The organism is Shewanella sp. ISS20, assembly GCF_056522965.1.
In genome coordinates, this window is sequence record NZ_JAWRZK010000001.1 from 1,656,542 (window position 1) to 1,682,765 (window position 26,224).

General features: G+C 46.4%; 24 protein-coding genes and 1 riboswitch. Of the genes, 15 read left to right on the forward strand and 9 right to left on the reverse strand.

Going from position 1 to position 26,224, the window contains the following annotated elements:
* The 3 genes from AC1HDP_RS07560 to AC1HDP_RS07570 are packed head-to-tail and all read right to left on the reverse strand — an operon-like array spanning nt 1 to nt 3,333.
* A complete protein-coding gene (locus AC1HDP_RS07560) occupies nt 1–768 on the reverse strand; it encodes a Na(+)-translocating NADH-quinone reductase subunit C (protein ID WP_479638282.1) in 768 nt (255 codons plus the stop codon).
* Complete coding sequence (locus AC1HDP_RS07565) at nt 758–1,972, reverse strand: NADH:ubiquinone reductase (Na(+)-transporting) subunit B (RefSeq protein ID WP_140933229.1); 1,215 nt, start codon at nt 1,970–1,972, stop codon at nt 758–760. Before AC1HDP_RS07565 ends, AC1HDP_RS07560 begins: the two co-directional genes overlap by 11 nt.
* Entirely contained in the window at nt 1,972–3,333 is a 1,362-nt protein-coding gene (locus AC1HDP_RS07570; protein ID WP_479639848.1) for a Na(+)-translocating NADH-quinone reductase subunit A, read from the reverse strand. The genes AC1HDP_RS07565 and AC1HDP_RS07570 overlap by 1 nt, the downstream gene beginning before the upstream one ends.
* Before the next feature lie 308 nt (nt 3,334–3,641).
* Between AC1HDP_RS07570 and AC1HDP_RS07575 the strand changes: the two genes are divergently transcribed.
* Nucleotides 3,642–4,949, forward strand: coding sequence for a leucine-rich repeat-containing protein kinase family protein (locus AC1HDP_RS07575; protein WP_479638283.1), 1,308 nt, complete (start codon nt 3,642–3,644; stop codon nt 4,947–4,949).
* A gap of 194 nt (nt 4,950–5,143) precedes the next feature.
* On the opposite strand, the gene AC1HDP_RS07580 is transcribed toward AC1HDP_RS07575, so the two are convergent.
* Nucleotides 5,144–5,914 (reverse strand): DUF2927 domain-containing protein, encoded by a 771-nt coding sequence (locus AC1HDP_RS07580; RefSeq protein WP_479638284.1) that lies wholly within the window; start codon nt 5,912–5,914, stop codon nt 5,144–5,146.
* Between the two features lie 151 nt (nt 5,915–6,065).
* Between AC1HDP_RS07580 and AC1HDP_RS07585 the strand changes: the two genes are divergently transcribed.
* From AC1HDP_RS07585 to AC1HDP_RS07595, 3 genes are all read left to right on the forward strand, one after another.
* Nucleotides 6,066–6,293 carry a hypothetical protein gene (locus AC1HDP_RS07585; RefSeq protein ID WP_479638285.1) on the forward strand — a complete coding sequence of 76 codons (228 nt, stop codon included), beginning with the start codon at nt 6,066–6,068 and terminating at the stop codon, nt 6,291–6,293.
* Nucleotides 6,294–6,323: 30 nt separating this feature from the next.
* Complete coding sequence (locus AC1HDP_RS07590) at nt 6,324–6,488, forward strand: hypothetical protein (protein ID WP_479638286.1); 165 nt, start codon at nt 6,324–6,326, stop codon at nt 6,486–6,488.
* A gap of 100 nt (nt 6,489–6,588) precedes the next feature.
* Nucleotides 6,589–8,619 (forward strand): alkyl/aryl-sulfatase, encoded by a 2,031-nt coding sequence (locus AC1HDP_RS07595; protein WP_479638287.1) that lies wholly within the window; start codon nt 6,589–6,591, stop codon nt 8,617–8,619.
* 56 nt (nt 8,620–8,675) lie between these two features.
* Here the strand turns inward: AC1HDP_RS07595 and AC1HDP_RS07600 are convergent, their stop codons facing one another.
* Complete coding sequence (locus tag AC1HDP_RS07600) at nt 8,676–9,254, reverse strand: hypothetical protein (RefSeq protein ID WP_479638288.1); 579 nt, start codon at nt 9,252–9,254, stop codon at nt 8,676–8,678.
* 77 nt (nt 9,255–9,331) lie between these two features.
* Nucleotides 9,332–9,922 (reverse strand): thymidine kinase, encoded by a 591-nt coding sequence (locus AC1HDP_RS07605; RefSeq protein WP_140933235.1) that lies wholly within the window; start codon nt 9,920–9,922, stop codon nt 9,332–9,334.
* A gap of 288 nt (nt 9,923–10,210) precedes the next feature.
* Between AC1HDP_RS07605 and AC1HDP_RS07610 the strand changes: the two genes are divergently transcribed.
* Nucleotides 10,211–12,346: a M3 family metallopeptidase gene (locus AC1HDP_RS07610; RefSeq protein ID WP_479638289.1), complete on the forward strand. Its 2,136-nt coding sequence runs from the start codon at nt 10,211–10,213 to the stop codon at nt 12,344–12,346.
* A gap of 124 nt (nt 12,347–12,470) precedes the next feature.
* Here AC1HDP_RS07610 and AC1HDP_RS07615 read toward each other — a convergent pair whose 3' ends face one another.
* The 3 genes from AC1HDP_RS07615 to AC1HDP_RS07625 all read right to left on the reverse strand — a co-directional run bounded on the left by AC1HDP_RS07615 (nt 12,471) and on the right by AC1HDP_RS07625 (nt 16,093).
* Nucleotides 12,471–14,033, reverse strand: a complete 1,563-nt coding sequence (locus tag AC1HDP_RS07615) for a Na+/H+ antiporter NhaC family protein (RefSeq protein WP_479638290.1) — start codon at nt 14,031–14,033, stop codon at nt 12,471–12,473.
* A gap of 96 nt (nt 14,034–14,129) precedes the next feature.
* Nucleotides 14,130–14,326, reverse strand: a riboswitch (Lysine riboswitch).
* A 90-nt stretch (nt 14,327–14,416) separates the two neighbouring features.
* Complete coding sequence (locus AC1HDP_RS07620) at nt 14,417–15,343, reverse strand: FAD-binding protein (RefSeq protein ID WP_479638291.1); 927 nt, start codon at nt 15,341–15,343, stop codon at nt 14,417–14,419.
* Nucleotides 15,344–16,093 (reverse strand): electron transfer flavoprotein subunit beta/FixA family protein, encoded by a 750-nt coding sequence (locus AC1HDP_RS07625; protein WP_479638292.1) that lies wholly within the window; start codon nt 16,091–16,093, stop codon nt 15,344–15,346.
* A gap of 455 nt (nt 16,094–16,548) precedes the next feature.
* On the opposite strand from AC1HDP_RS07625, the gene AC1HDP_RS07630 reads away from it, so the two are divergent.
* The 10 genes from AC1HDP_RS07630 (at nt 16,549) to AC1HDP_RS07675 (ending at nt 25,707) form a co-directional block, all read left to right on the forward strand.
* Complete coding sequence (locus AC1HDP_RS07630; RefSeq protein ID WP_479638293.1) at nt 16,549–16,941, forward strand: H-NS histone family protein; 393 nt, start codon at nt 16,549–16,551, stop codon at nt 16,939–16,941.
* Nucleotides 16,942–17,100: 159 nt separating this feature from the next.
* Nucleotides 17,101–20,160, forward strand: a complete 3,060-nt coding sequence (locus AC1HDP_RS07635; RefSeq protein WP_479638294.1) for an amidohydrolase family protein — start codon at nt 17,101–17,103, stop codon at nt 20,158–20,160.
* A 104-nt stretch (nt 20,161–20,264) separates the two neighbouring features.
* Nucleotides 20,265–20,987 (forward strand): amidohydrolase family protein, encoded by a 723-nt coding sequence (locus AC1HDP_RS07640; protein WP_479638295.1) that lies wholly within the window; start codon nt 20,265–20,267, stop codon nt 20,985–20,987.
* A gap of 93 nt (nt 20,988–21,080) precedes the next feature.
* Nucleotides 21,081–21,245 (forward strand): hypothetical protein, encoded by a 165-nt coding sequence (locus tag AC1HDP_RS07645; RefSeq protein WP_479638296.1) that lies wholly within the window; start codon nt 21,081–21,083, stop codon nt 21,243–21,245.
* Nucleotides 21,242–21,481, forward strand: coding sequence for an amidohydrolase family protein (locus tag AC1HDP_RS07650; RefSeq protein WP_479638297.1), 240 nt, complete (start codon nt 21,242–21,244; stop codon nt 21,479–21,481). The genes AC1HDP_RS07645 and AC1HDP_RS07650 overlap by 4 nt, the downstream gene beginning before the upstream one ends.
* Nucleotides 21,482–21,534: 53 nt before the next feature.
* A complete protein-coding gene (gene rcsF / locus AC1HDP_RS07655) occupies nt 21,535–21,921 on the forward strand; it encodes an Rcs stress response system protein RcsF (RefSeq protein ID WP_140933243.1) in 387 nt (128 codons plus the stop codon).
* Between the two features lie 2 nt (nt 21,922–21,923).
* Nucleotides 21,924–22,640 carry a tRNA (N6-threonylcarbamoyladenosine(37)-N6)-methyltransferase TrmO gene (gene tsaA / locus AC1HDP_RS07660; RefSeq protein ID WP_479638298.1) on the forward strand — a complete coding sequence of 239 codons (717 nt, stop codon included), beginning with the start codon at nt 21,924–21,926 and terminating at the stop codon, nt 22,638–22,640.
* An 8-nt stretch (nt 22,641–22,648) separates the two neighbouring features.
* Nucleotides 22,649–23,299 (forward strand): acyltransferase, encoded by a 651-nt coding sequence (locus AC1HDP_RS07665; RefSeq protein WP_479638299.1) that lies wholly within the window; start codon nt 22,649–22,651, stop codon nt 23,297–23,299.
* An 82-nt stretch (nt 23,300–23,381) separates the two neighbouring features.
* Nucleotides 23,382–25,097 (forward strand): proline--tRNA ligase, encoded by a 1,716-nt coding sequence (locus AC1HDP_RS07670; protein ID WP_479638300.1) that lies wholly within the window; start codon nt 23,382–23,384, stop codon nt 25,095–25,097.
* Between the two features lie 151 nt (nt 25,098–25,248).
* Nucleotides 25,249–25,707: an FKBP-type peptidyl-prolyl cis-trans isomerase gene (locus AC1HDP_RS07675; protein WP_479638301.1), complete on the forward strand. Its 459-nt coding sequence runs from the start codon at nt 25,249–25,251 to the stop codon at nt 25,705–25,707.
* Nucleotides 25,708–26,224: the final 517 nt, after the last annotated feature.

A 26,224-nucleotide genomic window follows, 5' to 3' on the forward strand; every position in this document is an offset into this window, starting at 1 on the left:
TTACACCCCCGCCTTAGTTAACTTATCAAAGTAGGTGGCAAAGCCTTCCTTACCAAACCAAAACTCTAAGGTACGCTGAATACCGCGACCCGTTGCTGTCGCGCCGCTCACGGCATCAATCCCATGCACATCACCTTCAGGCGCGCCGCCTTTGATGATCTTAAGGGCAACCTGACCTTTAGCATCGAACATCTGCTTGCCCTTAAATTGGGCTAACCAAGTAGGGTCGGTCACGAAATCAGCAATACCAGGAGTCTCACCATGCTCATAAAACAGCACGTTACGTATGGTATTAAGATCTGATTCCAGCGCTACATAGCCATAAATCATCGACCATAAGCCTTTACCGTAAATAGGTACGACTAAGGTCACTAGCTTGCCTTGATCATCCAGCACTTCAAACACCCGCACCGCATCTGCGCGGCTGCGAATTTTAGCCGTGTCTTTCTTTGGCTTGCTTGAGGTTTCAGGATTAATGGCGGCCATGCGCTCATCAAAATCTAACAAGTTGTCCTGGGGCACTATGTCGCCAGTATTTAACGCCACCAGCATAGGGGTAACTTGGCTGTTAAATACGTCACTGAAATCTTTTCCATCAAGATTAATGTCAGCGGCCATCAACACATTGCGTTGCAGTTCATCACGCTTTTTAACTAGCTTGCGCTCTTTAAGCACTTCGGCAGTGCCGGTGATCATAAATGAGCACACCAGACATAAGCTGATGGTAAAAACCATGGTGCCAAGCACCGAGTCTTTATTAAAGGCCATGGCGTTTCAGTCTCCGTTTGATATTGGCGCGCGCGACTAAGTAATCGAAAATGGGCGCCCACAGGTTGGCAAATAAAATCGCCAACATAATCCCTTCAGACATCTTTGGATTAAGTACGCGAATGAATACCGCCATAGCACCAATTAACAAGCCATAAGCCCACTTACCTTGACGGGTATACGAGGTAGTCACAGGATCGGTCGCCATAAACATCATGGCCAGCGCAAAGCCGCCCGTGACTAAATGCCAAGTCCAAGGCATAGCGAACATGTCGTTTTTAGCAGAACCAATCAGGTTAAATAAGCTGGCGGTTAACACCATGCCCACAAACACACCCGCCACAATGCGCCAGTTAGCCAGACGACTTAACAGTAATAAGCTACCGCCAATTAAAATGGCTAAGGTACTAGTTTCACCAATGGCGCCCGGAGTAAAACCTAAGAAGGCATTCCACCAGTTGGCATCCGTAAAGGCGCTATACCAGGCGTAATCAGCAAAGCTTAATTTGCCCGCTGCGGTTTGCATTAAGTGAGTTGCACCACTAAAACCATCAACCGCCACTAACTGCGCCGCTGGCCCTACTTGGGTTGGGTAAGCAAAGTAGATGAACGCAAGACCGGCTAAAGCTGGGTTTAAGAAGTTGTAACCCATGCCGCCAAAGACTTCTTTAGCCACGATAACGCCAAAGGTAATGCCCATGGCCACCAGCCATAACGGCGTACCCACTGGAATAATCAAGGTAAACAGCAAGGCAGTAACGAAGAAGCCTTCGTGTAACTGCTGATTACGCACCTTAGCAAATACCCCTTCCCAAAACAGACTGACGATTAAGGCCGTCAGATAGATAGGCAAGTAGCAGCTCAGGCCATAAGCAAACAGCGCCACTAGGCCACTATCAGCGTTTAATTGGCCAAATAAGGCATAAAAAATCGCTAACGTTGCGTTAGTCGATGGCTGCGCGCCTGCGGCCAAAGCCAGCTGCGCTTGCAGTCCTAAGTTATACATACCAAACAAAATCACTGGCAGTAAACACAGGCCAACTAAGGTCATGGTACGTTTAACATCAATGGCATCACGCACATGAACTTGGCCTTGAGTGCTACGGCCGTTGGCTAAATATAGCGAACGCAGATAGCCCTTAATCGCGTGTCCTGGCGCGTAGTAGTCATCCTGCAAATCAGGCTTTTTAGATGGTGTAGTCATTACCCTTCTCTCTCGATGATATCTAAACAGGCACGAAGTTCTTTACCAAAATCATATTTGCCTGGGCAGACAAAGGTACATAAGGCTAAGTCTTCTTCATCCAACTCCAGCGCCCCTAATGCTTGGGCTTCATCGGTGTCGCGTACCACTAAATCGCGCACCAACAAGGTTGGAAGAATATCAAGCGGCATCACTCTATCGAGCTGACCAAAGGCCATCATGGCGCGAGCATCACCGCCGGCATGAGTGGTAAATTCAAATAATTTACGACCTAAACCAAAGCCTGAGGACACAGCGCGAGTGATAGAGAACTTATCGCTACCGCCTTTAACCCATGACAAAACTTCATGCTGACTGTTTTCTTCCAGCACAGAAATTTGCTGATGGAATCGACCTAAGTAGTTTTGCACGCCAGTAGCCGTATGGCCTGAAAGCACAGAACCTGAAACCACACGTTGAACGCCTGACTTGATAGCGCCAGCGGTTACGGTCCCTAAGTTAGCGCCTAACTGAGTGCGCACTAAGGTGGGCTTAATCACGCCAGGGCCTGCCAAGGCGACTATGCGCTCTTGATACAGCTCGCCAGATAAAAATAACTGACCAAAAGCAATCACATCTTGATAGCCGATATGCCATACCGGACGCTCAATGCTAGCCGCTTGAATGAAGTGAATATGAGTGCCGACTAAGCCTGCTGGATGCACGCCCGCAAAACGGCGCAGCTGCACAGCGCTTGGGGCATTCGCGATAATGTCGCTACCGCTGTCTTGGCAAACATACACTGGGCATGCTTGCAGACGGCACAAGGCTTCAAGACCTAAGGCAAACGCCTTAGTTTGAGTGGCTATAACTACGCGTGGATCTGCCGCTAACGGATTAGTATCAATCGCAGTGACAAAGATGGCGCTCGCGCTAGCATCAAATGCGGGTACGCGTGAAAATGGGCGGGTGCGCAGCGCAGTCCACATACCACTTTGGATGAGGTTAGTTTTAATCTCATCATCAGTTAAACTTTTTATATCATCGGTTTGGGTAAAGCGAATCGCTTCATCACCGTCGCAATCTATGACTACCGATTGCAATACACGGCGTTCACCGCGATTAATCGCGCTCACAATACCGGCTGCTGGTGCTGTAAACATCACCCCAGGGGTTTTCTTATCTTCGAACAAGACTTGGCCTTTTTTGACCTTGTCACCGACTTCCACCAACATGGTGGGTTTCAAGCCAATATATTCTTCACCAAGTAATGCTACTTGCTTGGGAACATTGGCATTGATGATCACTTGCTCAGGTGCACCTGTAATGGGCAAATCTAAGCCTTTTTTGATCGTAATAATCTGGTTTACCGACCCTGCCATCATATCTTTCAACCACTTAACTTTGAGATGGCTAATGGTAAATCTTTGTTCATGCATATACCGTTGCGGTCGTCACATTTCACCCCAAAATGTAACTTAACAACACCTTTGGCACATCAAATTGTCATCTACACCGCACAAAGTGGTATAAAATTACATTTCTGCTAGTGCGATCATAATGCGCCTCAAGTGACGACTTCGCGCGCCCTCCTAGATAGCCTAGATAGCCTAGATAATTAGGTCTCAAGATTTGACCCATAGGCAGCGGTCATTTAGGCTGTCGGCCTTGCTAATTCAAGGAGCGCGACTTGCATACCTTAGAACAACTTAGAACTGGCCTATTAGATGGCGCCACTGACATCAGAATCCATGAGCAACTGACTGAATTTCCAGTTGAAATATTTAAACTCGCCGATAGCTTGCAGCGGCTTGATTTATCGCAAAATCAACTGAGCACTTTGCCTGCCGAGTTTGCTTGTCTGACTGAATTAAAAATCCTGTTTATGTCAGACAACTTATTTGATCACTTGCCAGATGTGTTAGGCCAATGCCCTAAACTTGAGATGATCGGCTTCAAATCTAACCAGATTAAAACCGTGAGCGAGTCGTCAATTCCGCCCCAATGCCGTTGGTTAATTTTAACTAATAATCGAATTAATGAGTTGCCACAAAGCTTAGGCTCTTGTAGGAGACTGCAAAAATTAGCCTTAGCTGGCAATCAAATCACGCATTTGCCAGCAAGCATGAGTCAATGCACTGAGTTGCAACTGGCGCGTCTATCTGCCAATCAACTGACCGAAATCCCAGAGTTTTTACTGAATTTACCTAAACTGTCGTGGTTGGCGCTGGCGGGTAATCCTTGCACCCAAACTGGTGCCGTTAATAGCGTTTTACCAGAAGTTGAGCACTCAGCGCTGCGTTTAGGCCATGTATTAGGTCAAGGTGCCTCAGGGGTGATATATCAGGGCGTGTGGCAGCGACAAGATAAAAGCATGGATGTCGCCATCAAGCTGTTTAAAGGCGAAGTCACCAGCGACGGTTACCCAAGCGATGAATTAGCCGCTTGCATTCAAGCAGGCGAGCACCCTAACCTCATTAGCACTTTGGCAAGCATCAAGGCCAATAATCAAGCCGAACAAGACAGTGAGCAAGCTGGGGTAATTTTGCGCTTAGTGCCCGCCAATTATTACAATTTGGGCTTACCGCCGAGCCTAGTCACTTGCACCCGCGATACCTTTGCGCCCGATATCAAGCTCAGCCAAAAGCAAGTGCGGCATTTAATTCGCCAAACCGTGGATGTCATTAATCACTTACATCAGCAAGGCCTGACACATGGCGATATTTATGCCCATAACATGCTGATTAATCAAGACCATGAGCTAATGCTTGGGGATATGGGAGCGGCAACGCCTTTAGCTCGTTTCAGTAACGAGCACGCTACTGCCATTCAAGCCATTGAAGTGCGTGCCTTAGGCTGCGTGATAGATGATTTACTGAGTGTATGCAATGACAGCGATGCCGAACTGCTCGCTATTCGCAATGCCTGCTGGCAAGTGCCATTAAGTGCGCGGCCAAGCGTTAGTGAATTAGTGAAGCAGTTAGCCTTGCTCGATTAACGCCTAGCTTAAGCCCTCGTTTAAGTTATCTTGGCAGGCGTTATCCGTCTAATGCTTAGATGTTGAAGCTTAGATCTTGGGGCTTAGTTATTGAAGCTTAGATATTGAAGTTTAGGTATTGGGGCTTAGGTATTGAGGCTTAGGTATTGAAGTTTAGGTATTGGGGCTTAGGTCTAAGTGCTTGGGTCTTAAAGCTAATAACCTAATAACGGATATAACTTTCCGCGGCGTACCGCCTGAACGGCGTTAACAAGCGTGCCATCTTGTTGCCAGCGCAGCAAAATGGCGCGAGTTTGCACTTGCACTGCGCCATAGCGACTCCCTACCACTAACTCAGGCTGATATAAGAGTCTTAGCAGCAGCCAATCCAGCCCAGTCAGTAGATTATTGACACTGTTATCGTTAAAAATTGATGGGAATACTGTGTCACTATCATTGGGAAGCCCCAAGATTTGGGTGAGTTCTTCCACTACGCACGCCGCTAATTTGCCATGAAAGCGCGCTAAATCCACCGGAATATAGACGCGGGCAAATTCAATCCGGCCATTTTTTTCCGCGATATTAGCAAGGCACACACTGCCATGCAGTAGCTTACTGGTATCAAGCCCAAGCTCAGAGGCTATCAAGGGCTGCCACTTAGCTTGTTCGGTAAAAGTAATCACTACATTGGCAGCAGTCTCTTCGGTCACTAAATCAATGTTAAGGCCTGTGATCTCAGCCAAATGTTCAAGATGATAGGTGACGAGGGTGACATGCAGCGGCTCAACTTTTACTTGATGACGAATAAATACCCGCAAGCCTTGCTGCCATTTAACTAAGTAATCAACATCTTGTTGATACTCGCGCCCTAAAGCGACTGTCATAAAAGCTTGCTCAATATAACTAGGTTGCCGCCAAGGCTCAGCCATTGCCAGCATAGGTAGTATCAACACTAAGAGCGCGCCCCTTTGCCACCAGCTTGCCATCCCCTCTCCTTTAAGCGGCTATAATCAATGACTAACTCATGTTTACTGTTGCCTTACCGCGGCTTAACGACTAACCAAGTTAGGACTTAATACAGAGTAAGTGTGGCACAAGACAACTTAATCCCCACCCGAGTCCATAAAGAGCACTGCAATGACATGGAAAAAACGACATTGGTTTCAGTTAACCGCAATCTTTAGCTTAATGTTTGCCTTCTTGGGGTTTTCTTACAATGTGTGGCGCATGGAGGTCACAGAGCACAACGCCAATATTCGCGATGCTAGCTTTGAAATGCTTAAGCAATTATCTGAATTAGAACTGATTGTGTATGCCGCTTATTACGATCAAGACCGCATCCTTGGTAATCCGCGCCAAGGCTAGGTCAAAGTCGGCTTAATTAATGATTTAGCTATGATAGCAAGCCCGCCAGTGCGCAGCGCTAGCCAAGCATTGCGCGAGCAATGGCAACAAAAGTGGCAAGGCATTAATAAGGAAGAAACGAGTGTTACCGCCATTGTGGCGGCCATAGAAGAAAATCGTCAGCAAGTTCGCTTACAAATTAGAGAGTTACAATAAAAGCTATCTGAGTGAAGTAACAAACATCTTGAGCCTTAGAAAGTTGACTTGCGTTGGCAAAATGTTAATTTCAAAGTTGATTTTAACAAGGACGCTCATCATGAAACCATGGATATCCCTCATTTTAACAGGTAGTTGTTTACTCTCATCTTCTGTTTTGGCCGCAGCTAGCGGCGCTGTAACCGTCGACCCCAATGCCGCCTTAAATAAACACTTTCATCCGCAAGGTAAGCTGCCAACTGAAACCACACTCAAGCAAAGAGCGGACAATAAAGCCAGTCTGCCGCTTTACGACACCCGAGATTTTGACGAAGCTAAACGCGGCTTTATCGCCGCCCCAGAATATAAGCAAATCCCAGCCGAAAAAGGCGGAGTGGCTTGGGACATGGGCAGTTACGATTGGTTATTAGAGGGCAAAGAATTTGACAGCATTCACCCTTCTTTGCAGCGCCAAGCGGTATTGAATATGGCTTATGGCCTTTATGAAGTCATGCCGGATAAAATTTATCAAATTCGCGGCTTCGATCTTGCCAATATCACCTTTATTAAGAGCGATAACGGCTGGATAGTTTTCGACCCATTAACCGCGAAAGAAACCGCGGCAGCAGCGCTAGCATTTATCAATCAAACCTTAGGCGAGCGCCCTGTGGTGGCCGTGGTGTATTCACATTCTCATGCCGACCATTTTGGTGGTGTCCGCGGCGTGGTGGATGAGGCCGATGTTAAATCTGGCAAGGTCAAAGTCATAGCCCCCGAGGGCTTTTTGCAACATGCGGTATCAGAAAACGTCTATGCGGGTAACGCTATGACCCGCCGCATGTTTTTCCAATACGGCGTATTACTGCCGCGCAGTCCATTTGGTCATGTCGACCAAGCCATAGGTAAAAATACTGCCGCCGGTAATATTGGCCTCATCGCCCCTAACACTACCATCAGTGAGCCATTTGAAACCCTGACTATCGATGGCATTACTATGGAGTTTCAAAATACGCCGGGCACAGAAGCGCCCGTGGAAATGAACACTTATTTTCCGCAGTTGAATGCGTTTTGGGCGGCGGAGAATATCACAGGCACAGTACATAACATCTATACCCTGCGCGGCGCATTAGTGCGTGATGCACTGCAATGGTCAAAAGGCATCAATGAAGCCTTGTATCGCTACGGCACCAACGCCGATGTGATGTTTGCATCACACAGCTGGCCACGTTGGGGCAATGATCGCATCCAAGAAATCATGCGCGCCCAGCGCGACATTTATGCCAATCTTAATAATGAAGTGCTGCACTTGGCCAACCAAGGCGTCACCATTAATGAAATCCACAACCAATATAAACCGCCTAAGAGTTTGCAAGAACAATGGGCTGCCCATAGTTATCATGGATCTGAAGCCCACAATAGCCGCGCGGTCATTAATCGTTACTTAGGCTATTGGGATGGCAATCCAGCCACCTTAATTCCATTGTCACCGTCAGACTCAGCGCCCTTATATGTCGAAATGATGGGTGGAAGTGCTAAAATTTTGGCTAAAGGTCAAGAGCTTTACGACAAGGGTGACTATAAGCTCGCGCAAGAAATAGTAAATAAGTTGGTATACGCTGAGCCTGATAACCGCCCGGCTAAAAATTTACTCGCCGATGTGTTTGAGCAAATTGGTTATCAGCAAGAAAGTAGCAGTGTACGTAACAGCTTTTTAGCTGCCACCTATGAATTACGCTCTGGCATTCCACAAGGTAATGCGCCCAAAACCGCCAGCCCAGATTTAACTAAGGCCATGTCAACGGACTTATGGTTAGATTTTCTAGGGGTGATGCTTGATAGCAAAAAAGCCGAAGCCAAACAGTTTGTTATTAATCTGATATTGCCTGATGTGCGCGAGCAATACGTCATAGAACTTAGCAATGGCACACTCACCAATATCAAAGGGGTGCAAGCTAAGGAGCCAGATTTGACTTTAACCATCAAGCGCAGCGATTTAGAAGCGGTCATCATGGCGAGCCAAAGCTTTGACGATCAAATCAAGGCAGGCAAGGTAAAACATAGCGGGGAATTGCAGCACTTTAAGGATTTACAAAGTTTGATGGTGGCCTTTAGCCCTAACTTTGAGCTTATTCCTGGTACTAAGCAGCCTTGATTTCGCAGGTCTAAATCACAGCAGCCACAGCAGAGGTCACTCGATTAGAGTGACCTCTATTCCAGCCCAATAAGCTGCTCTACCGGTATTTCTAAGTCATTATCAATACGCACAAAATGCTGACTTTGACGGCGATACACTGCCGTTAATTGGCCATAATGGTGTTGCACTTGACCAAAGTGATCACGCCACCGCCACTGCCGCCATACTTGCTGCGCGACTAAAGGCTTAAGTTGGCTGAGCCTAAGTGTATCAAGCCGATTCACATCGCCAAAATGACTTATCAACCAAGTTTCAAGCGCGAGCACAGTGCGACTATCCCGCGATGGCCACTCTAACGCTTCGATAGATAATGGATCTACGCCATATATCTCAGGTTGATTGCCACTGGTGACTATCAAGAAACTATGATTGGCCAGCAAATGGCTATTATTGCCAAGGAAGGGAGTTAACAGGCTCATGGTTTGCACTATGGCATCTATGGGGATAGTAGGGGATTTTATCCCTAAGATAAGTAAACCGGTTTGAGGCCAGTATTCACAGACTTGTACGTGCCAAGCATGGCTACGTAAATAGAGAAGTAAGGGCGCATCATCCGCTAACGCTAGCCCTTGAATATATGCTTGTCTAATCACCTTGCTATCCTTATTGGTGATGCTCGCAGGCGACCGGCGAAGAACGCCATCCTGGCGCGCTTAACTTAATATAAAGGTTAGCCTTGAATATCGTCCCAAATCAATTCGCGAAAATGGTTACGACACACAGACTCATAGCTTTCATTGCCGCCAATGGCCACTTGCTCGCCTTCGCGTAACGCTTTGCCATTACCATCAAGACGCACCACCATGTTGGCTTTACGGCCGCAATGACAAATGGTTTTCAATTCAACTAATTTATCGGCCCAAGATAACAAGTATTGGCTACCGACAAACAATTCGCCCCTAAAATCGGTGCGCAGGCCATAACACAATACTGGGATATCAAGCTTATCAACCACATAGGCTAATTGGCGCACTTGCTCTTTACTTAAGAACTGGCTCTCATCCACTAACACACAGTGAATGTGCTGCTGCTGATGCGACTCGCCAATTAATTTCACTAAATCATCATCGCCACTAAAGACTTGCGCTTCAGACTCGATACCAATTCGGGATGCCACTTTACCCACGCCGTAACGGTTATCTATGGATGCCGTCATCACTAAGGTGTGCATGCCACGTTCGCGGTAATTATAAGATGATTGCAGTAATGATGTAGATTTACCGGCATTCATCGCCGAGTAGTAAAAATATAGCTGTGCCAATGGCCGACTCCTCTCGCTCTAATGCCCTATTGTAACCACAAGCCCGCAATAAATCATCCGCGTTAATGACTGGCTATTTCACGATATTGACCATCTTTTTATTGCCAGAACATACATAAATCAAACCTTCTTAAATTCGCACAAGTAAAACAACAAGATGTGATGTTTGATTACATAATTAACATTGCCGAGTTACCGTGTTAACCTCACTAAGCACCGATAAAAAAGAGTGCGACACATAAATCTTATGCTGTCTTAAAAAAAATCATAGAACGGAAGTATACTCTCATGCATAAAACCTTGATTGCGCTAGCCATAGGCGCAGCGTTAAGCCTTACTGCTTGCCAAGTAAACCAAGCCAATTCACCCGCACAGGTGCAACAAATGCAGCAAAACCCACTCCTTCAAGTCAGTCACTTGCAATACCAAGCGCCTGACTTTAGCCAAATTAACGATGAGCATTTCGCCCCGGCCTTAACTCAAGGCATGGCAGAGCAATACGCAGAAATTCTGACTATTGCCAACAATCCTGCAGCGCCAACCTTTGACAATACCTTAGTGGCGATGGAGCGCAGCGGCGCCCTATTAACTCGCGCTTCCGCGGTGTTTTATAACTTAGCCGGTTCCAACACTAATGATGTCTTGCGCCAAGTGCAATCTGACATGGCACCAAAAATGGCCGCGCATTCTGACAATATTAACCTCAACCCTGAGCTCTTTGCGCGGATTGAAACTCTGTACCATCAGCGTTTAAGTTCTGGATTAACCCCTGAGCAAATTCGCTTAGTTGAGGTCTATCATCAGAATTTTGTTTTGGCGGGCGCCAAACTGAATGAAGAGCAAAAGCTTAAAATACGTGAGCTCAATAAAGAGCATTCCAGCCTCACCAATGAATTTGGTCAACGCATTATGCGCGGCAGTAAAAGTGCGGCGGTATTAGTGACTGATAAGAATTTGCTCGCAGGTTTAACTGATGCACAAATTCGCGCGGCAGCGGCCGATGCTAAAGCCGCTGGCTTTGATGGCCAATACCAGCTGCAAATCACCAACACGACGCGCCAACCTATATTGGCAAACCTTGATAGCCGCGAGTTACGCCAGCAAATTTGGCAAGCATCGGCCGAGCGCGGCTTAAGTGGTGATGATGAAACCGCATCTATAGTGTCACGCTTAGCGCAGTTACGCAGCGAGCGCGCGCAGTTACTGGGCTTTGATAATTGGGCCAGTTACCGCTTAGCGCCGCAAATGGCTAAAACGCCAGAAGCTGTGTATTCCATGTTTGGCTCTATGGTGCCGGCGGTAGTAGCTAATACCAAGCAAGAAGCCGCTGCCATTCAAGCCATGATAAAAAGCACAGGTGGCGATTTCACCCTCAAGCCATGGGACTGGGAATACTATGGCGAAAAAGTGCGTCAACAGCAGTTTGATCTCGACGAAGCCAGCATCAAGCCTTACTTTGAGTTTGAGCGGGTCTTAACCGATGGCGTGTTCTTCACCTTAGAGCAACTCTATGGTGTCACTATGCAGCCAAGACCGGATTTACCTGTGTATCACCCTGATGTTAAAGCCTATGAAATGTTTGATAGCGATGGCACTAGCATGGCGATTTTCTATGCCGATTACTTTGCCCGTGAAGGCAAGCGTGGCGGCGCATGGATGAGTTCATTCGTGAATCAATCAAGCTTATTAGGTAATAAGCCTGTGGTAGTTAACGTGATGAACCTTAAGAAAGCGCCGGACGGTGAGCCGACCTTTGTTAGCTATGATGAAGTCAGTACCATGTTCCACGAAATGGGTCATGGCACCCATGGTATGTTCTCTAAAGTGACTTACCCAAGCTTATCGGGCACAGCGGTATCACGCGACTTCGTAGAATTTCCATCGACCTTTGAAGAAGATTGGTCTGCGCACCCTAAGGTACTAGCTAATTACGCTAAGCACTATCAAACCGGTGAACCGCTGCCAGCAGAGTTGTTAGAAAAACTCTTAGCTTCACGCAGCTTTAACCAAGGCTTTGATACCTTAGAGTATATGGCTGCAGCCTTAGTGGATATGGAGTGGCACTCACTGCCAGCGGATGCGCCGCTGCAAGATGTCGCAAGCTTTGAAGCCCATGCCCTTAAAAAGCACGGTTTAGCCATTGAAGCCGTGCCGCCACGTTATCGCTCAGCCTTTTTCGCCCACACCTTTGCCGGAGGCTATAGCGCCAGCTATTACGCTTATATGTGGAGTGAGATTTTAGCGGCCGATGCCTTTGCCTATGTGCAAACCCAAGGCGGTTTGAATCGCGATATCGGCATGAAGTTTCGTAAAACTATTCGGGAAGTCGGTAACTCAGTAGCGCCCATGGAAGCTTATCAAAACTTCCGCGGCCAAGCGCCAACCACACAAGGGTTACTTGAGCGCCGCGGCCTGACCCAATAAAGGGAAAGACACAGATAGCGATCATCAGTAACTAGCATCCATAAAAAACGCAACCTCAGGGTTGCGTTTTTATTGAAAGCGTTGAGCAGTGATTACGGCTTGAATCGTTTTCTAAATCGAGCGCTTAGCTGCGACCTACCTTAATTTTAAGGGCAATCACACTCAAGACAAACAAGACGCTACAAGTCACAAAACCCGCCGCCACAGATTCAGTGAAACCAAGTACGGTATAACCTACCATGCTGATCACAGCCACTATCAGCGCATAAGGCAACTGAGTCACTACGTGATCAATATGATGACAACCCGCCCCTGTGGAAGACAAAATCGTGGTATCAGAAATCGGTGAACAGTGATCGCCAAATACGGCGCCCGCTAACACTGAAGCTAACATAGGTAGCATCATGCTCACATGGCTGCCCATGGCCATATCGGCGGCAATTGGCAACATAATGCCAAAGGTGCCCCAGCTAGTGCCAGTAGCAAAAGCGGTTAAGCCTGCCAATACAAACATTACTGCTGGCAACATGGCAAATGGAATATTGCCATTAGCTAAGCTTGCCATGTACTTACCTGTTTCTAACTGACCAATTACGCCAGCAATAGTCCAAGCGAACAGTAAGATATAAATCGCAGGCAGCATAGAAAGCGCGCCTTGAGTCATGCCCTTAAGCACTAACTTGGTATCTAGCTTCTGCATTATCACGCCAATCAGAGTGACCACAAAACCAAAACAGGCACCAAAGAATAACGATGAACTTACTGAAGTATTTTCAAAGGCTTTGATGATATCAAAAGCTATGCCTTTTTCAGTCAGTACGTCAGCGCCAGAGCTCACCATAAAATACAAGGTGGCTGCGACTAATGAGCCTATTGGTAAGAATAACCCCAGTACTTTACCTGTATCTGCCTCAGGTAAATCCATATTGGCGCCTGGCGGCGTACCTTTGCTTTCATCCCACAGCTCACCTTTTTGTGCCAGTTGCTCATGGCGACGCATTGGGCCGATATCTAGGCCAAACATGGCCACACAAATCAGCAGTAACAAGGCGAAAATGGCGTAGAAGTTCATTGGTATCATTTGGATAAAGATACTTAAATGACCAGAGTCGGCAATGCCATGAGTCGTTAAAATACCGCCAATCAAGGCAATAATATAAGCGCCCCAGCTAGACACAGGCGAAATCACGCACACAGGCGCCGCAGTAGAATCAAGCAGATAGGCTAATTTAGCCCGCGACACATAATAACGGTCAGTTAACGGACGACACACACTACCCACGACCAGTGAGTTGAAGTAGTCATCAATAAACACCACACAGCCTAGCAATATGGTTAATAATTTGGCGTCACGTTTGCTGCGAATACGCGCACGCGCCCAATCAGCAAAGGCGCGAGCGGCGCCGCTAACAGTAATCAATGCGGTGATCATGCCGAGCAGAACTAAGAAGCCCAGAATATATAAATTCCAGCTGTTGAATGCGCCATCAACCCATACCAACGCAGTAACTTTACTCGCAAGATAACTGGCACTGGTCATAGGGGTGAAATCGGTGAGCAGTAAGCTGCCCAAGATAATACCCACACCAAGGGAAACTAATACTCTGCGGGTAATTACCGCCAGTAAGATTGCAACCACAGGAGGCAAAAGTGAAAGTGCCGAATCGGCATAAGTTAATACTGTCATTATTATTGTCTTCGCTGAATACGAATGGAGGCAACTGAACTGGTGACACAGTATCGCTCAAATAATCGGGATGATTATGAGTGATCAAACACCTGTCCTATCAATAGCGCTCCATAGTAAATAAACCCCATCACCCTGACAGGAATACTATGGCAGTGTTGCTCCTTTCGGACACAACCCCAGTAGCCGACCTTGATGAGTACAACTACTTCGGCGCTAACTCCTTTTATGAACACTCTTAGGCATCACCCTAATGTTCACTACTTTTAGCTAGCGCAACCTCTACTTCAAAGGACGTCTGAAAAACGACGTGACGCACATAAAAACATAAGCGGTATTGCAATTGCTAACCCAATACCGCTTAACGTGACTAATGTCACAGATTAAATGGAATTAATCAACTCAGGGATAGCTTCAAACAAGTCAGCGGTTAATCCGTAATCAGCCACTTGAAAAATCGGCGCGTCGGCATCTTTGTTGATAGCAACTATCACTTTTGAGTCTTTCATACCGGCTAAATGCTGAATGGCGCCAGAAATACCGACAGCAATATAGAGGCTTGGCGCCACAATTTTACCGGTTTGACCGACTTGTAAATCATTAGGAACAAAACCCGCATCCACTGCCGCGCGCGAGGCACCGAGCGCTGCACCTAACTTATCGGCCAATTGCTCAAGCAAAGCAAAGTTCTCACGACTACCCACACCGCGTCCACCAGAGACCACTATGTTGGCACTAGCGAGTTCAGGGCGGCTTGACACTGTTAATTCCTGGGATAACCACTGACTCATAGGCGCAAACACTTTATCAAGCGCTTGAATAGGCGCTTGGCTATCTTGGCTCGCACTGGCAGCAAACGCACTAGCGCGCACAGTAATGACGTTGACGGCGTCCAAGCTTTTGACTGTCGCTAAGGCATTACCCGCATAAATTGGACGCACGAAGGTATCTTTATCAAGCACTTCGATAATTTCAGACACTTGCGCGACATCCAGTAACGCCGCCACTCGAGGTAAACAGTCTTTGGCTATGCTAGACGCTGATGCCACTATGTGAGTGTAATTCGCGGCGATGTCGACAATTAACTTACTAAGGTTTTCAGGTAATTGCTTTGCGTAAACGGCGTTATCGGCCACTAACACTTGCGCAGTGCCCACCAATTTCGCAGCATATTTAGCCACTTCGCTACATTCAAAGCCTGCGACTAATACATGGATATCAGTACCCATGGCTTTAGCGGCGGTTAAGGCTTTTGCGGTATCGGCTTTGAGCGAGACGTTATCATGTTCTGCTATCAGGAGTATGGCCATTTAGATCACCTTTGCTTCATGCTTTAATTTTTCCACCAACTCAGCCACCGAGCTTAGCATTACGCCTGCTTGTCTTTGGGCTGGCGCCTTTACATTAATCACTTGTTGATGAGCTTTTAAGGTCACCCCAAGAGACTCAAGGCTAAACACGTCAAGCACCTTACGCTTAGCTTTCATAATGTCGGGTAATTTGGCATATCTTGGCTCATTTAAGCGTAAATCCGCGGATACCACAGCTGGCAATGGCAGACTCAGATGCTGCAAGCCACCATCGATTTCACGAGTTACCAATAATTGCCCACCTTCATGTTTAACCACAGAGGCAAAACAGGCTTGGGGAATATCTAATAAGGCCGCGACCATTTGCGCCGTTTGATTATTGTCGCCATCAATAGATTGCTTACCTAATAACAGTAAGTCGGCACGCTCTTGTTGCTGCACTGCCACTAAACATTTGGCGATATCGATTGGCAATAAAGTATCTAGTGCTTCTACATGAATACCGCGATCAGCACCTAAAGCCATGGCGGAGCGAATTTGCTCTTGGCACGCTTTATCTCCGACAGTAACTACGACGACTTCCGTCGCAACGCCAGCTTCTTTTAAACGTACAGCTTCTTCAACCGCTATTTCACAAAATGGGTTCATGGCCATTTTTAAGTGATTGGTATCAACGCCTGAGCCGTCACTTAAGACTCTTACTTTGACGTTTGAATCCACCACACGCTTAATCGGCACCAAAATTTTCATGGTTCATCCTTTATTGTGCTCTAAAAAAGTTCCAGCAAAGCTGTGCTATGCCTGTTCTATCTATAAGTATCACTTTACGCATTGTTGACGTTAACGTCAACTAGAGTTAACAAGATGTTAATTTGCAATATTTACCACTGAGATAAACCAAGAGATAAAAAAGAAAAGGCAACTTAATAATAAATTAAGTCCTTTTTAGAGCGACCTTAGCCACTTTTTGATGAAAGCTTATTCAGGATTTAAATAGCCAAATTCAGCAGGTGTGACTCATTGATGCCTTAAAATAATCTTATTTAGCGTATTTAATGGCAGCATTCCTACAATAACGCCGACTTTTTATAATTTATTATCTTTTTTTATGTTTTTAATTAAGTTTTATTTGATTACTATCTTATAAGTTTCTATTATTTACCTAGTTGTTATAATCATAAATAAATGAATTGAGTGGAAAACCTATGAGTGAATTCTTAGAAGTACTAACCCATGCTCGTCGCTTCAAAGCCAACGTAAAAGATTTATCTTTAGATGAATTACGTGAAGTGGCTGAAAAACTGCACGCTATTATTGCTGATCGTGAAGCAAGTGCTGAAGAAGAAAATGCATTAATGGCAGAGCGTATCGCTAAAATTGAAGAAATCCGCAAGCAAATGCTAGAAGTGGGTTTATCAATTGACGATTTAGGCGTTGTTGCTGTTAAGACTCAAACCAAGAAGCGCGCCCCTCGTCCAGCTAAATATACTATTACTGTTGGCGGCGAAGTGATTACTTGGACCGGCCAAGGCCGTATGCCTAAAGTGTTCGTAAGTGAAGTAAGCAAAGGCCGTAATATGGATGACTTCTTAATCTAACCATTAAGTTGTAATACCACTAAAAACCCACCCATAGGTGGGTTTTTTTGTATCTATTAATTTGTATAAAATAGTTACAATTAAACTCGGCATAAGATACCAATTCCACTTCAAGTCCGTTAACATCTGTCCCACATTTACAGCTAGCTAGCACTCCTTATGGGCTCTCGTCGTTATTGGTTAATCAGTTTATGTCTGTTGAGTTTAGCAACATTTGCTAAACAGCATCTAACCACAGACGCCCCCTTAGTGACAGCCCTTAGCCATGCTGATATTTATCTGTCAGCGACAGAAAAGCGCACTAATGCCACCTTATTAATAGCGGGTAATAAAATTATTGATATTGTTGCCAATGAAGCTATTCCTCCTAACGCTCAAATTATTAATATGCAAGGCTATTCTTTACTACCAGGTTTTATTGATCCTTTCAGTGAATATGGCATCGAATTTAATTATCAATACCCAGAGACCAGTCCTCCGGTTTATTTCATTAACACGTTAGGCGGGCAAGCGCCTAATTCAGCCGTTCATGCACAAGAGCAATGGCTGCATCATTTTGCCCCTAATGTTGATAATGCTAAAAAATGGCAACAAAACGGTTTCACTAGTGTGCAAACTGCTAAACAAGACGGTATTTTTCAAGGTCAGGCCGTCACCGTATCATTAGCGCCACTGGCAACTAATAAAACCATTCTTAAACCTTATAGCAATTCATTAATATCCTTCAATAAAGGTTCATCGCCTATGGCTTACCCTGAATCATTAATGGGTACCATGGCATTAATCCGCCAGAATTTAACCTATGGCCAATGGCTAAAAGACAATGTTAATAAACTTAAGTTTAATCAATCTCCAGAAAACACCACAGTTAATAGCGCTTGGCAGGCCATAGCGAACCAATGGTCAAATACTTGGATTGTTAATGCTGGCGATCTTAATAACGTATTAAGAGCAGGCCGCTTACTCGCGGAACCCAAATTAACCACAGTATTAGTGGCCTCGGGGCGAGAATATGCGCGCATCGATGAAATAAAAGCATTAAAGGCAAGCTTTATCGTTCCGCTTAATTTCCCGCAGGCGCCGAATGTGCAAGACAGCAATATTGCGTTAGATACCTCATTAGAGCAATTACATCATTGGCACAGCGCCCCGAGTAATCCAAGTTTTTTAGCCAAAGCTAAAATCCCCTTTGCTTTTACCCAACATGCTATTGATGCCAAAGACTTTTGGCCAAGAGTGCAGCTGGCCGTAAAATCTGGCCTAGCTGCCCAAGATGCCCTCGCCGCCTTAACTTCGACGCCCGCCGCCATGATAGGCATAGATGATAACGTCGGAAAACTGGCCCCTGGTTTTATGGCCGATATAGTAGTCGCTAAAGGAGATATATTCACAGATGGCGAAATTGTTGGTGTGTATTTACAAGGGCAGCCCAATTTTAATCAAGTCACATTAGCGCAACGCAAATTAGCTGGTGATTATCAATTACAATTTGCCGATATCAGTCTAGAACTCACGCTTAATCCCACTCAATTATCCAGCAGTTATTTGCAAGCAGGTGAAGAGACGATTGATTTACTCACGCCAACTCTCAACCAAAATCATTTAAGTTTTGCCGCCGCCATAGAGCAAAATCATAAAATGTATCGTTTCAGTTTATGGTTTGATGACTCAGGCGTGTATGGGCGCGTGTTGCTGCCGGACGGTAGCCCTGAGCCTGTTGCTGGTGTTACTGAACTTGACTCGCAAGCCGATAGCGCCGCGCTTGACGCCTCAAACCATGATCACGCGGCGCAAGTCTTCAGCGCACCTAAGTTAACCTCCCCCAACGGCGCCTATGGCAGAGAAGCCGTACCTCAGTTTGAGAAACTGCATATCCTAGGTGCCAGCGTATGGACATCAGCCAAAGAGGGGGTGTTAACCAATACCGATGTGCTGATTAGCGATGGCATAATCACAGCTATCGGCCAGCAATTAGCAACTCCGTCAGGCTTTAAGCGCCTTGATGCTAGTGGCATGCACCTAAGCGCTGGCATCATTGATGAGCATTCCCATGTTGCGCTCAATGGCGGCACCAATGAAGGCACAGATGCTGTGACTGCAGAAGTGCGCATTGCCGATGTACTGAATCCTGATTCCATCAATATTTATCAGTCACTGGCAGGCGGCGTGACCAGCAGTCAAATACTCCATGGCAGCGCTAATCCGATTGGTGGTCAAGCGCAGTTGATTAAATTGCGTTGGGGCCAAAGCGCTGAAGGGCTTAAATTCACTGAAGCCCCGGCCGCCATTAAATTGGCCTTAGGTGAGAACGTTAAGCAAAGCCATTGGGGGGATGAGTTTGTCACCCGCTTTCCACAAACCCGCATGGGGGTTAAAAGTGTCATGGTAGATGCCTTTGAGGCGGCCAAGCAATATCAAGCCAAGCATCAGGCTTGGAATGCACTGCGCGCCAGCGAGCAAAAACAAGTACCAGCGCCCGCCATTGATTATCGCTTACAAGCTATCGCTGAAATTGTTAACGGTAAACGCCAAGTCCATGTGCACTCCTATGTGCAATCAGAGATTTTGATGTTTTTACGCTTATCCCAAAGCTATGGTTTTAGTATTAGCGCCTTCACCCATGTGTTAGAGGGCTATAAGGTGGCCGATGAATTAGCCGCCGCGGGCGCAGGGGCTTCAACCTTTTCTGATTGGTGGGCTTATAAGTTTGAAGTCTTTGATGCTATACCGCAAAACGCCTGCATGCTTAACAACAAAGGCGTAGTAACTTCATTAAATTCAGATAACTACAGCATGCAGCGCCGCCTTAATCAGGAGGCTGCTAAATCCATTATGTATTGCGGCATGACAGAAATGGAAGCTTGGAACATGGTGACCATTAACCCAGCTAAGCAGCTTGGGGTAGATAAACTTGTGGGTTCAATCGAAGTGGGTAAACATGCAGACTTAGTGTTATGGAACAACAACCCTTTATCGGTTTACGCCAAAACACAGGCAGTGTGGATTGATGGCCGCCGCTACTTTGACCGTCAAGAACATCAGCAGCTTGAGCAAGCCATGATCATAGAAAAAGAGCAATTAATCCAACAAGTGCTCAATGCCGATGATAAACGCAAAGACGGTGAACCTGAAATTGACATCGCTGAACCTGATTGGCAGTGCGATAGCCATTATCAATTTAACCATGCGCAAAATCTGTTTACCGGAGGTCATCACTAATGGCTAGATTTAAGCGAATCTCATGCTTAGCGTCATGCTTACCCTCATATTTACTAGCATGCCTGCTGCTAACTTGTGTATCACCACTCGTATTCGGCTATGACATGGTGCCAGCGCCGCCGCAAACCCAAGCGTTACTGCTTAAAGGTGGTACGCTTTACACTGCCGCCGATGGCGTACTGATAAATACAGATTTACTGATTGAACACGGCAAAATAGTCGCTATGGGTAAGCAGTTAACCGCCAATAACGCCGAAGTGATAGATGTCAGTTGCAAACATATTTACCCCGGATTAATCGCCCTTAATACCCAAATTGGCCTTAATGAAATATCTATGGTGCGCTCCACCGTTGATAGCGGCGAAATTGGCAGTTTCAATCCTGAAATATCCTCCGCCACCGCCTTTAATGCGGATTCTGAAATTATCCCTACAGTGCGCGCCAATGGCATTACTCACGCCCACATTGTGCCCGCAGGTAACGGCTTAGTTGGCCAAAGCGTGCTGGTCAATCTCGATGCTTGGACCATAGAGGATGCCAAAGTCGCCGCGACGGGGCAGCACTTAGTATGGCCAGTGATAGATGCGCCAGCGGCAACACAGGAAGAGCGCGAAAAACAAGCCACTGAGCTTAACGAGCAAATCAGTGATATTCATAAAAACTTTGCGGCGAGCTTTCATTATTATCAAGCTGCCAAATCCGACGCCTTAGCGCAAAAACAGCAAAGCTATGACGCTATGCAGCCCTTATTTGAGCGGCGCGCCAGTTTATTTGTCCATGCCGATAAACTTAATAGCATAGAGTCAGCGGCGGCATTGGCGCGCTAATATGGCTTAAAACTCATCATAGTTGGCGGCTATGATGCCTGGCGCGCCGCCGATATTCTTAACGAAATCAATGCATCTATCATATATACCCATATGTTATCTATGCCGCTGCGCCATGATGACCCCATAGACTTACCTTACCGCATACCGAGTCTGTTAGCGGCCGCTAACCTGCCCTTTGCTATCGGCTTTAGTGGCGATTGGGATACTCGTAATTTACACTTTGCCGCGGCGCAGGCCATGAGCCATGAGCCATGAGCCATGGTCTTAGCTCTGAGCTTAGCTTGCAAGCCATTACAGTGAATGCTGCCATCATTTTGGGGCAACAAGATATGGGCGTATTGGCGCCTGGATATTGCGCCAATCTTGTCATCAGTAAAGGCGATATTTTTGATCCCAAACAGCACGGCGTTGAAGCGCTATTTATCGATGGTCGCTTAGTGGATTTAAATAACCGCCACAAGCAGCTTTATCAAAAGTACTTGAATCGCTAAACTAATCACTTCTTGGGGAGCTTAACTCCCCGACCCATTGACGGGAATTTCTAATGCGAAACATCACTCTTTTGGCCGCAAGCTTAGTGCTGCTTAGTGGCTGCGCTGGCGACTATAGTTTTCAATCTAATCTTAGTGGTAAAGCCATTGATGATTATTTCAAAGCGGGTGATGTCACGCTTTATACTCGCGACCAAGCACCTAACGGCTTATTTGAGCGTGTAAAAATGGTCGCTGGCGAATCTTGTCAGTTAGAAGCTAACTCGCCACCTGCGACTATGGCAGAAGCGCGCACCGAATTAAGACGCCAAGCGGCTGATGTCGGCGCCAATGGCGTAATGCTCAATAATTGCGTTACTTTTACTAATGAAGCTGAAGGTTGCGTGTCACGCATTCAATGTTTAGGTCAAGCCATCAAGGTTCAACCACAAGAAGATTAATCATGTCGTTTGCAAGTCAGTTACAAGCCGTGGCGGTATGCCATACTCCGTATAAACAAAAATTTGGCATACCAAGACAGCCGGGATTAGTCTCTGCCCGCGGTTATGTTGAATTAGTGGCCCCCTTTAATCATGCCGATTGCGTGCGCGGTATCGAGCAATATAGCCATATCTGGCTGCTATTTTGTTTTCATGAAAACTTAGCTCAAGGCTGGAAACCCACAGTGCGACCACCGCGCTTAGGCGGCAATGAAAAAATGGGGGTATTTGCCACCCGCTCAACCTTTAGACCCAACGGCATAGGTCAGTCCGTGGTAAAACTGCACGGCATAGTCAAACGTAAAGGCAAAGTGTGCTTAGAAATTTCCGGCATGGACTTACTCGATGGCACGCCAGTGGTAGATATTAAGCCCTATATTCCGTTTTCTGATGCCATTGTTGATGCCAAAGGCGGCATAGCTCATGACGCGCCGCTGCAAATTAACGTGTCATTTACTCGCGATGCTAAAGAGCAAGCTCTGGGTTATGCCAAGAGCGAAGATAGACCAGATTTAGTGAGCCTAATTGAAGCGGTTCTCGCTCAAGACCCGCGCCCAGCCTATAAAAAAGCAAAAGATGATGCCAAAGGCTATCAAGTCGCGCTTTATGATTTAGACATTTTATGGCAAATGGATGGGGGTAACGCCTTAGTGACTGCCGTGATCCCAGCGCAGGCGTAAGCTAAGTCATGAGTGAAGTTGCTAAACCTGACTACCAAACTCAGCATAAAAAACGCTTATCTTGGATGCCATGGCTGTATTTTTCCCTAAAACCTAAGCACTTGGCTTGGGCTAAGCCTTGGCAAGAGCAAGTGCAAGCTCAGTTGATGGCCCTTGAAACCGTAAGCATTGGCGCTAATTGCTTTATCGCCCCTGAGGCTGAGCTATTTGCCGAACCTGGGCGCGATATCAAAATTAACGATCAATGCATGATTGCTGCCCAGTGCTTTATTCATGGCCCCGTCACTTTAGGGCGGGAAGTCGCCATCAATCATGGCTGCTCGTTAGATGGTGGCAGCAAGGGCATTATCATTGGCGATCAAACCCGCATCGCTAATCAAGTCACCATTTATGCTTTTAATCATGGCATGGCACCTAATGCCCCGATTTATCAGCAAAAATCTAATTCGCATGGCGTCATCATAGGTAAAGATGTGTGGATAGGCGCGCAGGCCGGCATAGTCGATGGCGTGACTATTGGCGATCACGCCGTAATTGCTATGGGCTGCATGGTCAGCAAAGATGTGCCCGCTTACGCCATTATGGCCGGCAATCCTGCTCGCATGATAGGCGATCGCCGCGAGAAACCCGAACTTGCCCATCAAGTGAGTGCAAATTAACGATAAATATTGGCTTTAGAGGTGACAAGCCTGTTCCTAGTGATAAAATGACCGCCATTAAATTCATACTGGGAAATCGGTAATGCGAGTCAGCAAGTACCTTCTATCTACTCAAAAAGAAACCCCTGCCAATGCAGAAGTTATTAGCCATCAGTTGATGCTGCGTGCGGGCATGATCCGCCGCAATGCCTCTGGCCTTTATAGCTACCTGCCGACAGGCTTGCGTGTACTGCGTAAAGTGGAAGCCATTGTTCGTGAAGAAATGAACAATGCTGGCGCCATTGAAGTACTAATGCCTATGGTTCAACCAGCAGATTTGTGGGTAGAAACAGGTCGTTGGGATAAGTTTGGCCCAGAATTGCTGCGCTTTAAGGACCGTCATAACCGTGATTTCGTTCTGGGACCTACCCATGAAGAAGTGATCACTGACGTAGTTCGTAAAGAAGTAACTTCATACAAGCAGTTACCGCTGAACCTGTATCAGATCCAAACTAAGTTCCGCGATGAAGTACGCCCACGTTTTGGCGTAATGCGCTCACGCGAATTCTTAATGAAAGATGCTTACTCTTTCCATTTAGATCAGCAGACCATGGATGATACTTATCACTCCATGTTTAACGCTTACAGCAACATCATGAATCGTATGGGCTTAGGTTTCCGCCCAGTACTGGCTGATACTGGCTCTATCGGTGGCAGCATGTCACACGAGTTTCACGTTCTGGCTAACAGCGGTGAAGACTTAATTGCTTACTCAACTGGCAGCGATTACGCCGCTAACATTGAAAAAGCAGAATCGCCAATGCCAACGACTACTCGCCAAGCCGCGACTGTAGCCATGGAATTGGTAGAAACTCCAAATGCGAAAACCATTGCTGAATTAGTTGAGCAATTTGGTTTAGACATCACCAAAACTGTTAAGACCTTAATCGTGCGCGGCGCCACTGAAGCGGCCCCATTAGTGGCCTTAGTCGTGCGCGGCGATCATGAACTGAACGAAGTTAAAGCTGACAAACTGCCATTAGTGGCAGCGCCACTGGAATTTGCTTCTGATGCTGAAATCCGTGACGCAGTAGGCGCAGGCCCTGGTTCTATCGGTCCAGTCGGTTTAACTATGCCAGTATTTATCGACCACAGCGTAGCTGTGATGAGCGATTTTGCCGGCGGCGCTAACCAAGAAGATAAGCATTTCTTTAGTATCAACTGGGAGCGTGATTTACCCCTGGCTGAAGCCTTTGATTTACGTAACGTAGTTGAAGGTGAAACCACTCCTGATGGCTTAGGTACTTATGCCTTTGCTCGCGGTATTGAAGTTGGTCATATCTTCCAGTTAGGTACTAACTATTCAGCGGCCATGAACGCCACTGTACTGGATGAAAACGGTAAGTCACAAGTATTGCTGATGGGTTGTTACGGTGTGGGCGTAAGCCGCATTGTGGCAGCTGCCATTGAGCAAAACCATGACGATCGCGGTATTATTTGGCCAGATGCAATTGCCCCATTCCAAGTGGGTATTCTGCCAATGAACATGCACAAGTCGCATCGAGTTACTGATATCGCTGAGCAGCTCTATGCGGATTTAACCGCTGCTGGTGTTGAAGTGTTATTTGATGATCGTAAAGAGCGTCCAGGCGTGATGTTTGCCGATATGGAACTGATTGGTCTGCCACACGTGATCGTGATTGGCGATCGCAATATCGATAACCAAGTGTACGAATACAAGAATCGTCGCACTGGTGAAAAGCAAGAAATCCCGTTTGATCAAATCGTTGATTTCATTAAGTCACAATTGCCACGTTAAGTGGTGATGCTGTGATTAAGCCTCAGACCTCAGGGTGTGAGGCTTTTTTATTTTAATGATTTAGCCAAGGTTACTTTTAAGGTAGCTATGTAATGGCCTGATTTTAAATATTATTGTGGCCGCGTATTGCGCGCTAAGATAGGACAATACTATGATCCAAGCACACAAGGTAGTCACCATAGATTATTTGGTGGTCGATGAAAATGAACATCTGGTTGATTCATCTGAAGGCCGTGAACCGTTAACGTATTTACACGGTGTCGGCAATATCATCCGCGGTTTAGAGCAAGCCCTTGAAGGTAAAAAGGCTGGTGACAGCTTTCTGGTGACTGTAGCGCCCGAAAATGCCTATGGTGAATATAACCCAAATAACGTCCAGCAAGTGCCATTAGAAGCTTTTGGCGGCGTGGAAAAGGTAGAAGTGGGTATGTCATTCTCAGCTCAAGGCCCAGATGGCGATATTCCAGTGACTATTACCGCTATTAATAACAACGAAGCGACTGTAGATGCTAACCATCCATTAGCTGGTAAAACCTTAACGTTCAGCGGCACTATTCGCGATGTACGCGATGCCAGCATGGAAGAGATTAGCCACGGTCATGTGCACTAATCTAAGCGAGTTAATCGGCTAACAGCTATTAACTCATCATCAAGCCTGTCGCTACGTTGGGCTTGATGAATTCTATTTTACACCAGATGCTTCACCTCCCGTTCGCGCTACAATGTTGCCTTCCTTAATGCTTGTAAGCTTGCAGTCTGACCGCAAAAGCACACTAACTTATCTTCTCGATTGCCAGCAAAATCAAACAAAGCCCTGAAAACGCTAAAGATAGCGAGGCGGCCAATTTAATCGCCACCGAAATAGGCGCTCTGCCTGATGCCTTATATACACTCACCTAAGCGCTAGCCCATTTGATGCTAGTGATGATTTCGATGACAATGGATTTTAAACATAAAATCAGAGCCTTCTGTCATCAGCACTAAAAATTGTTTTGCTAATACGCTGGAGGATATGCACAAGCTGAGTTAAGTTTTAATTAAGTAGCGCAATCGACTCAGGGGTGAGTATGACGACCACATTGGATGTCTCCACGCGAGAAACCATTAATTCCTTGTCATCACCAGCA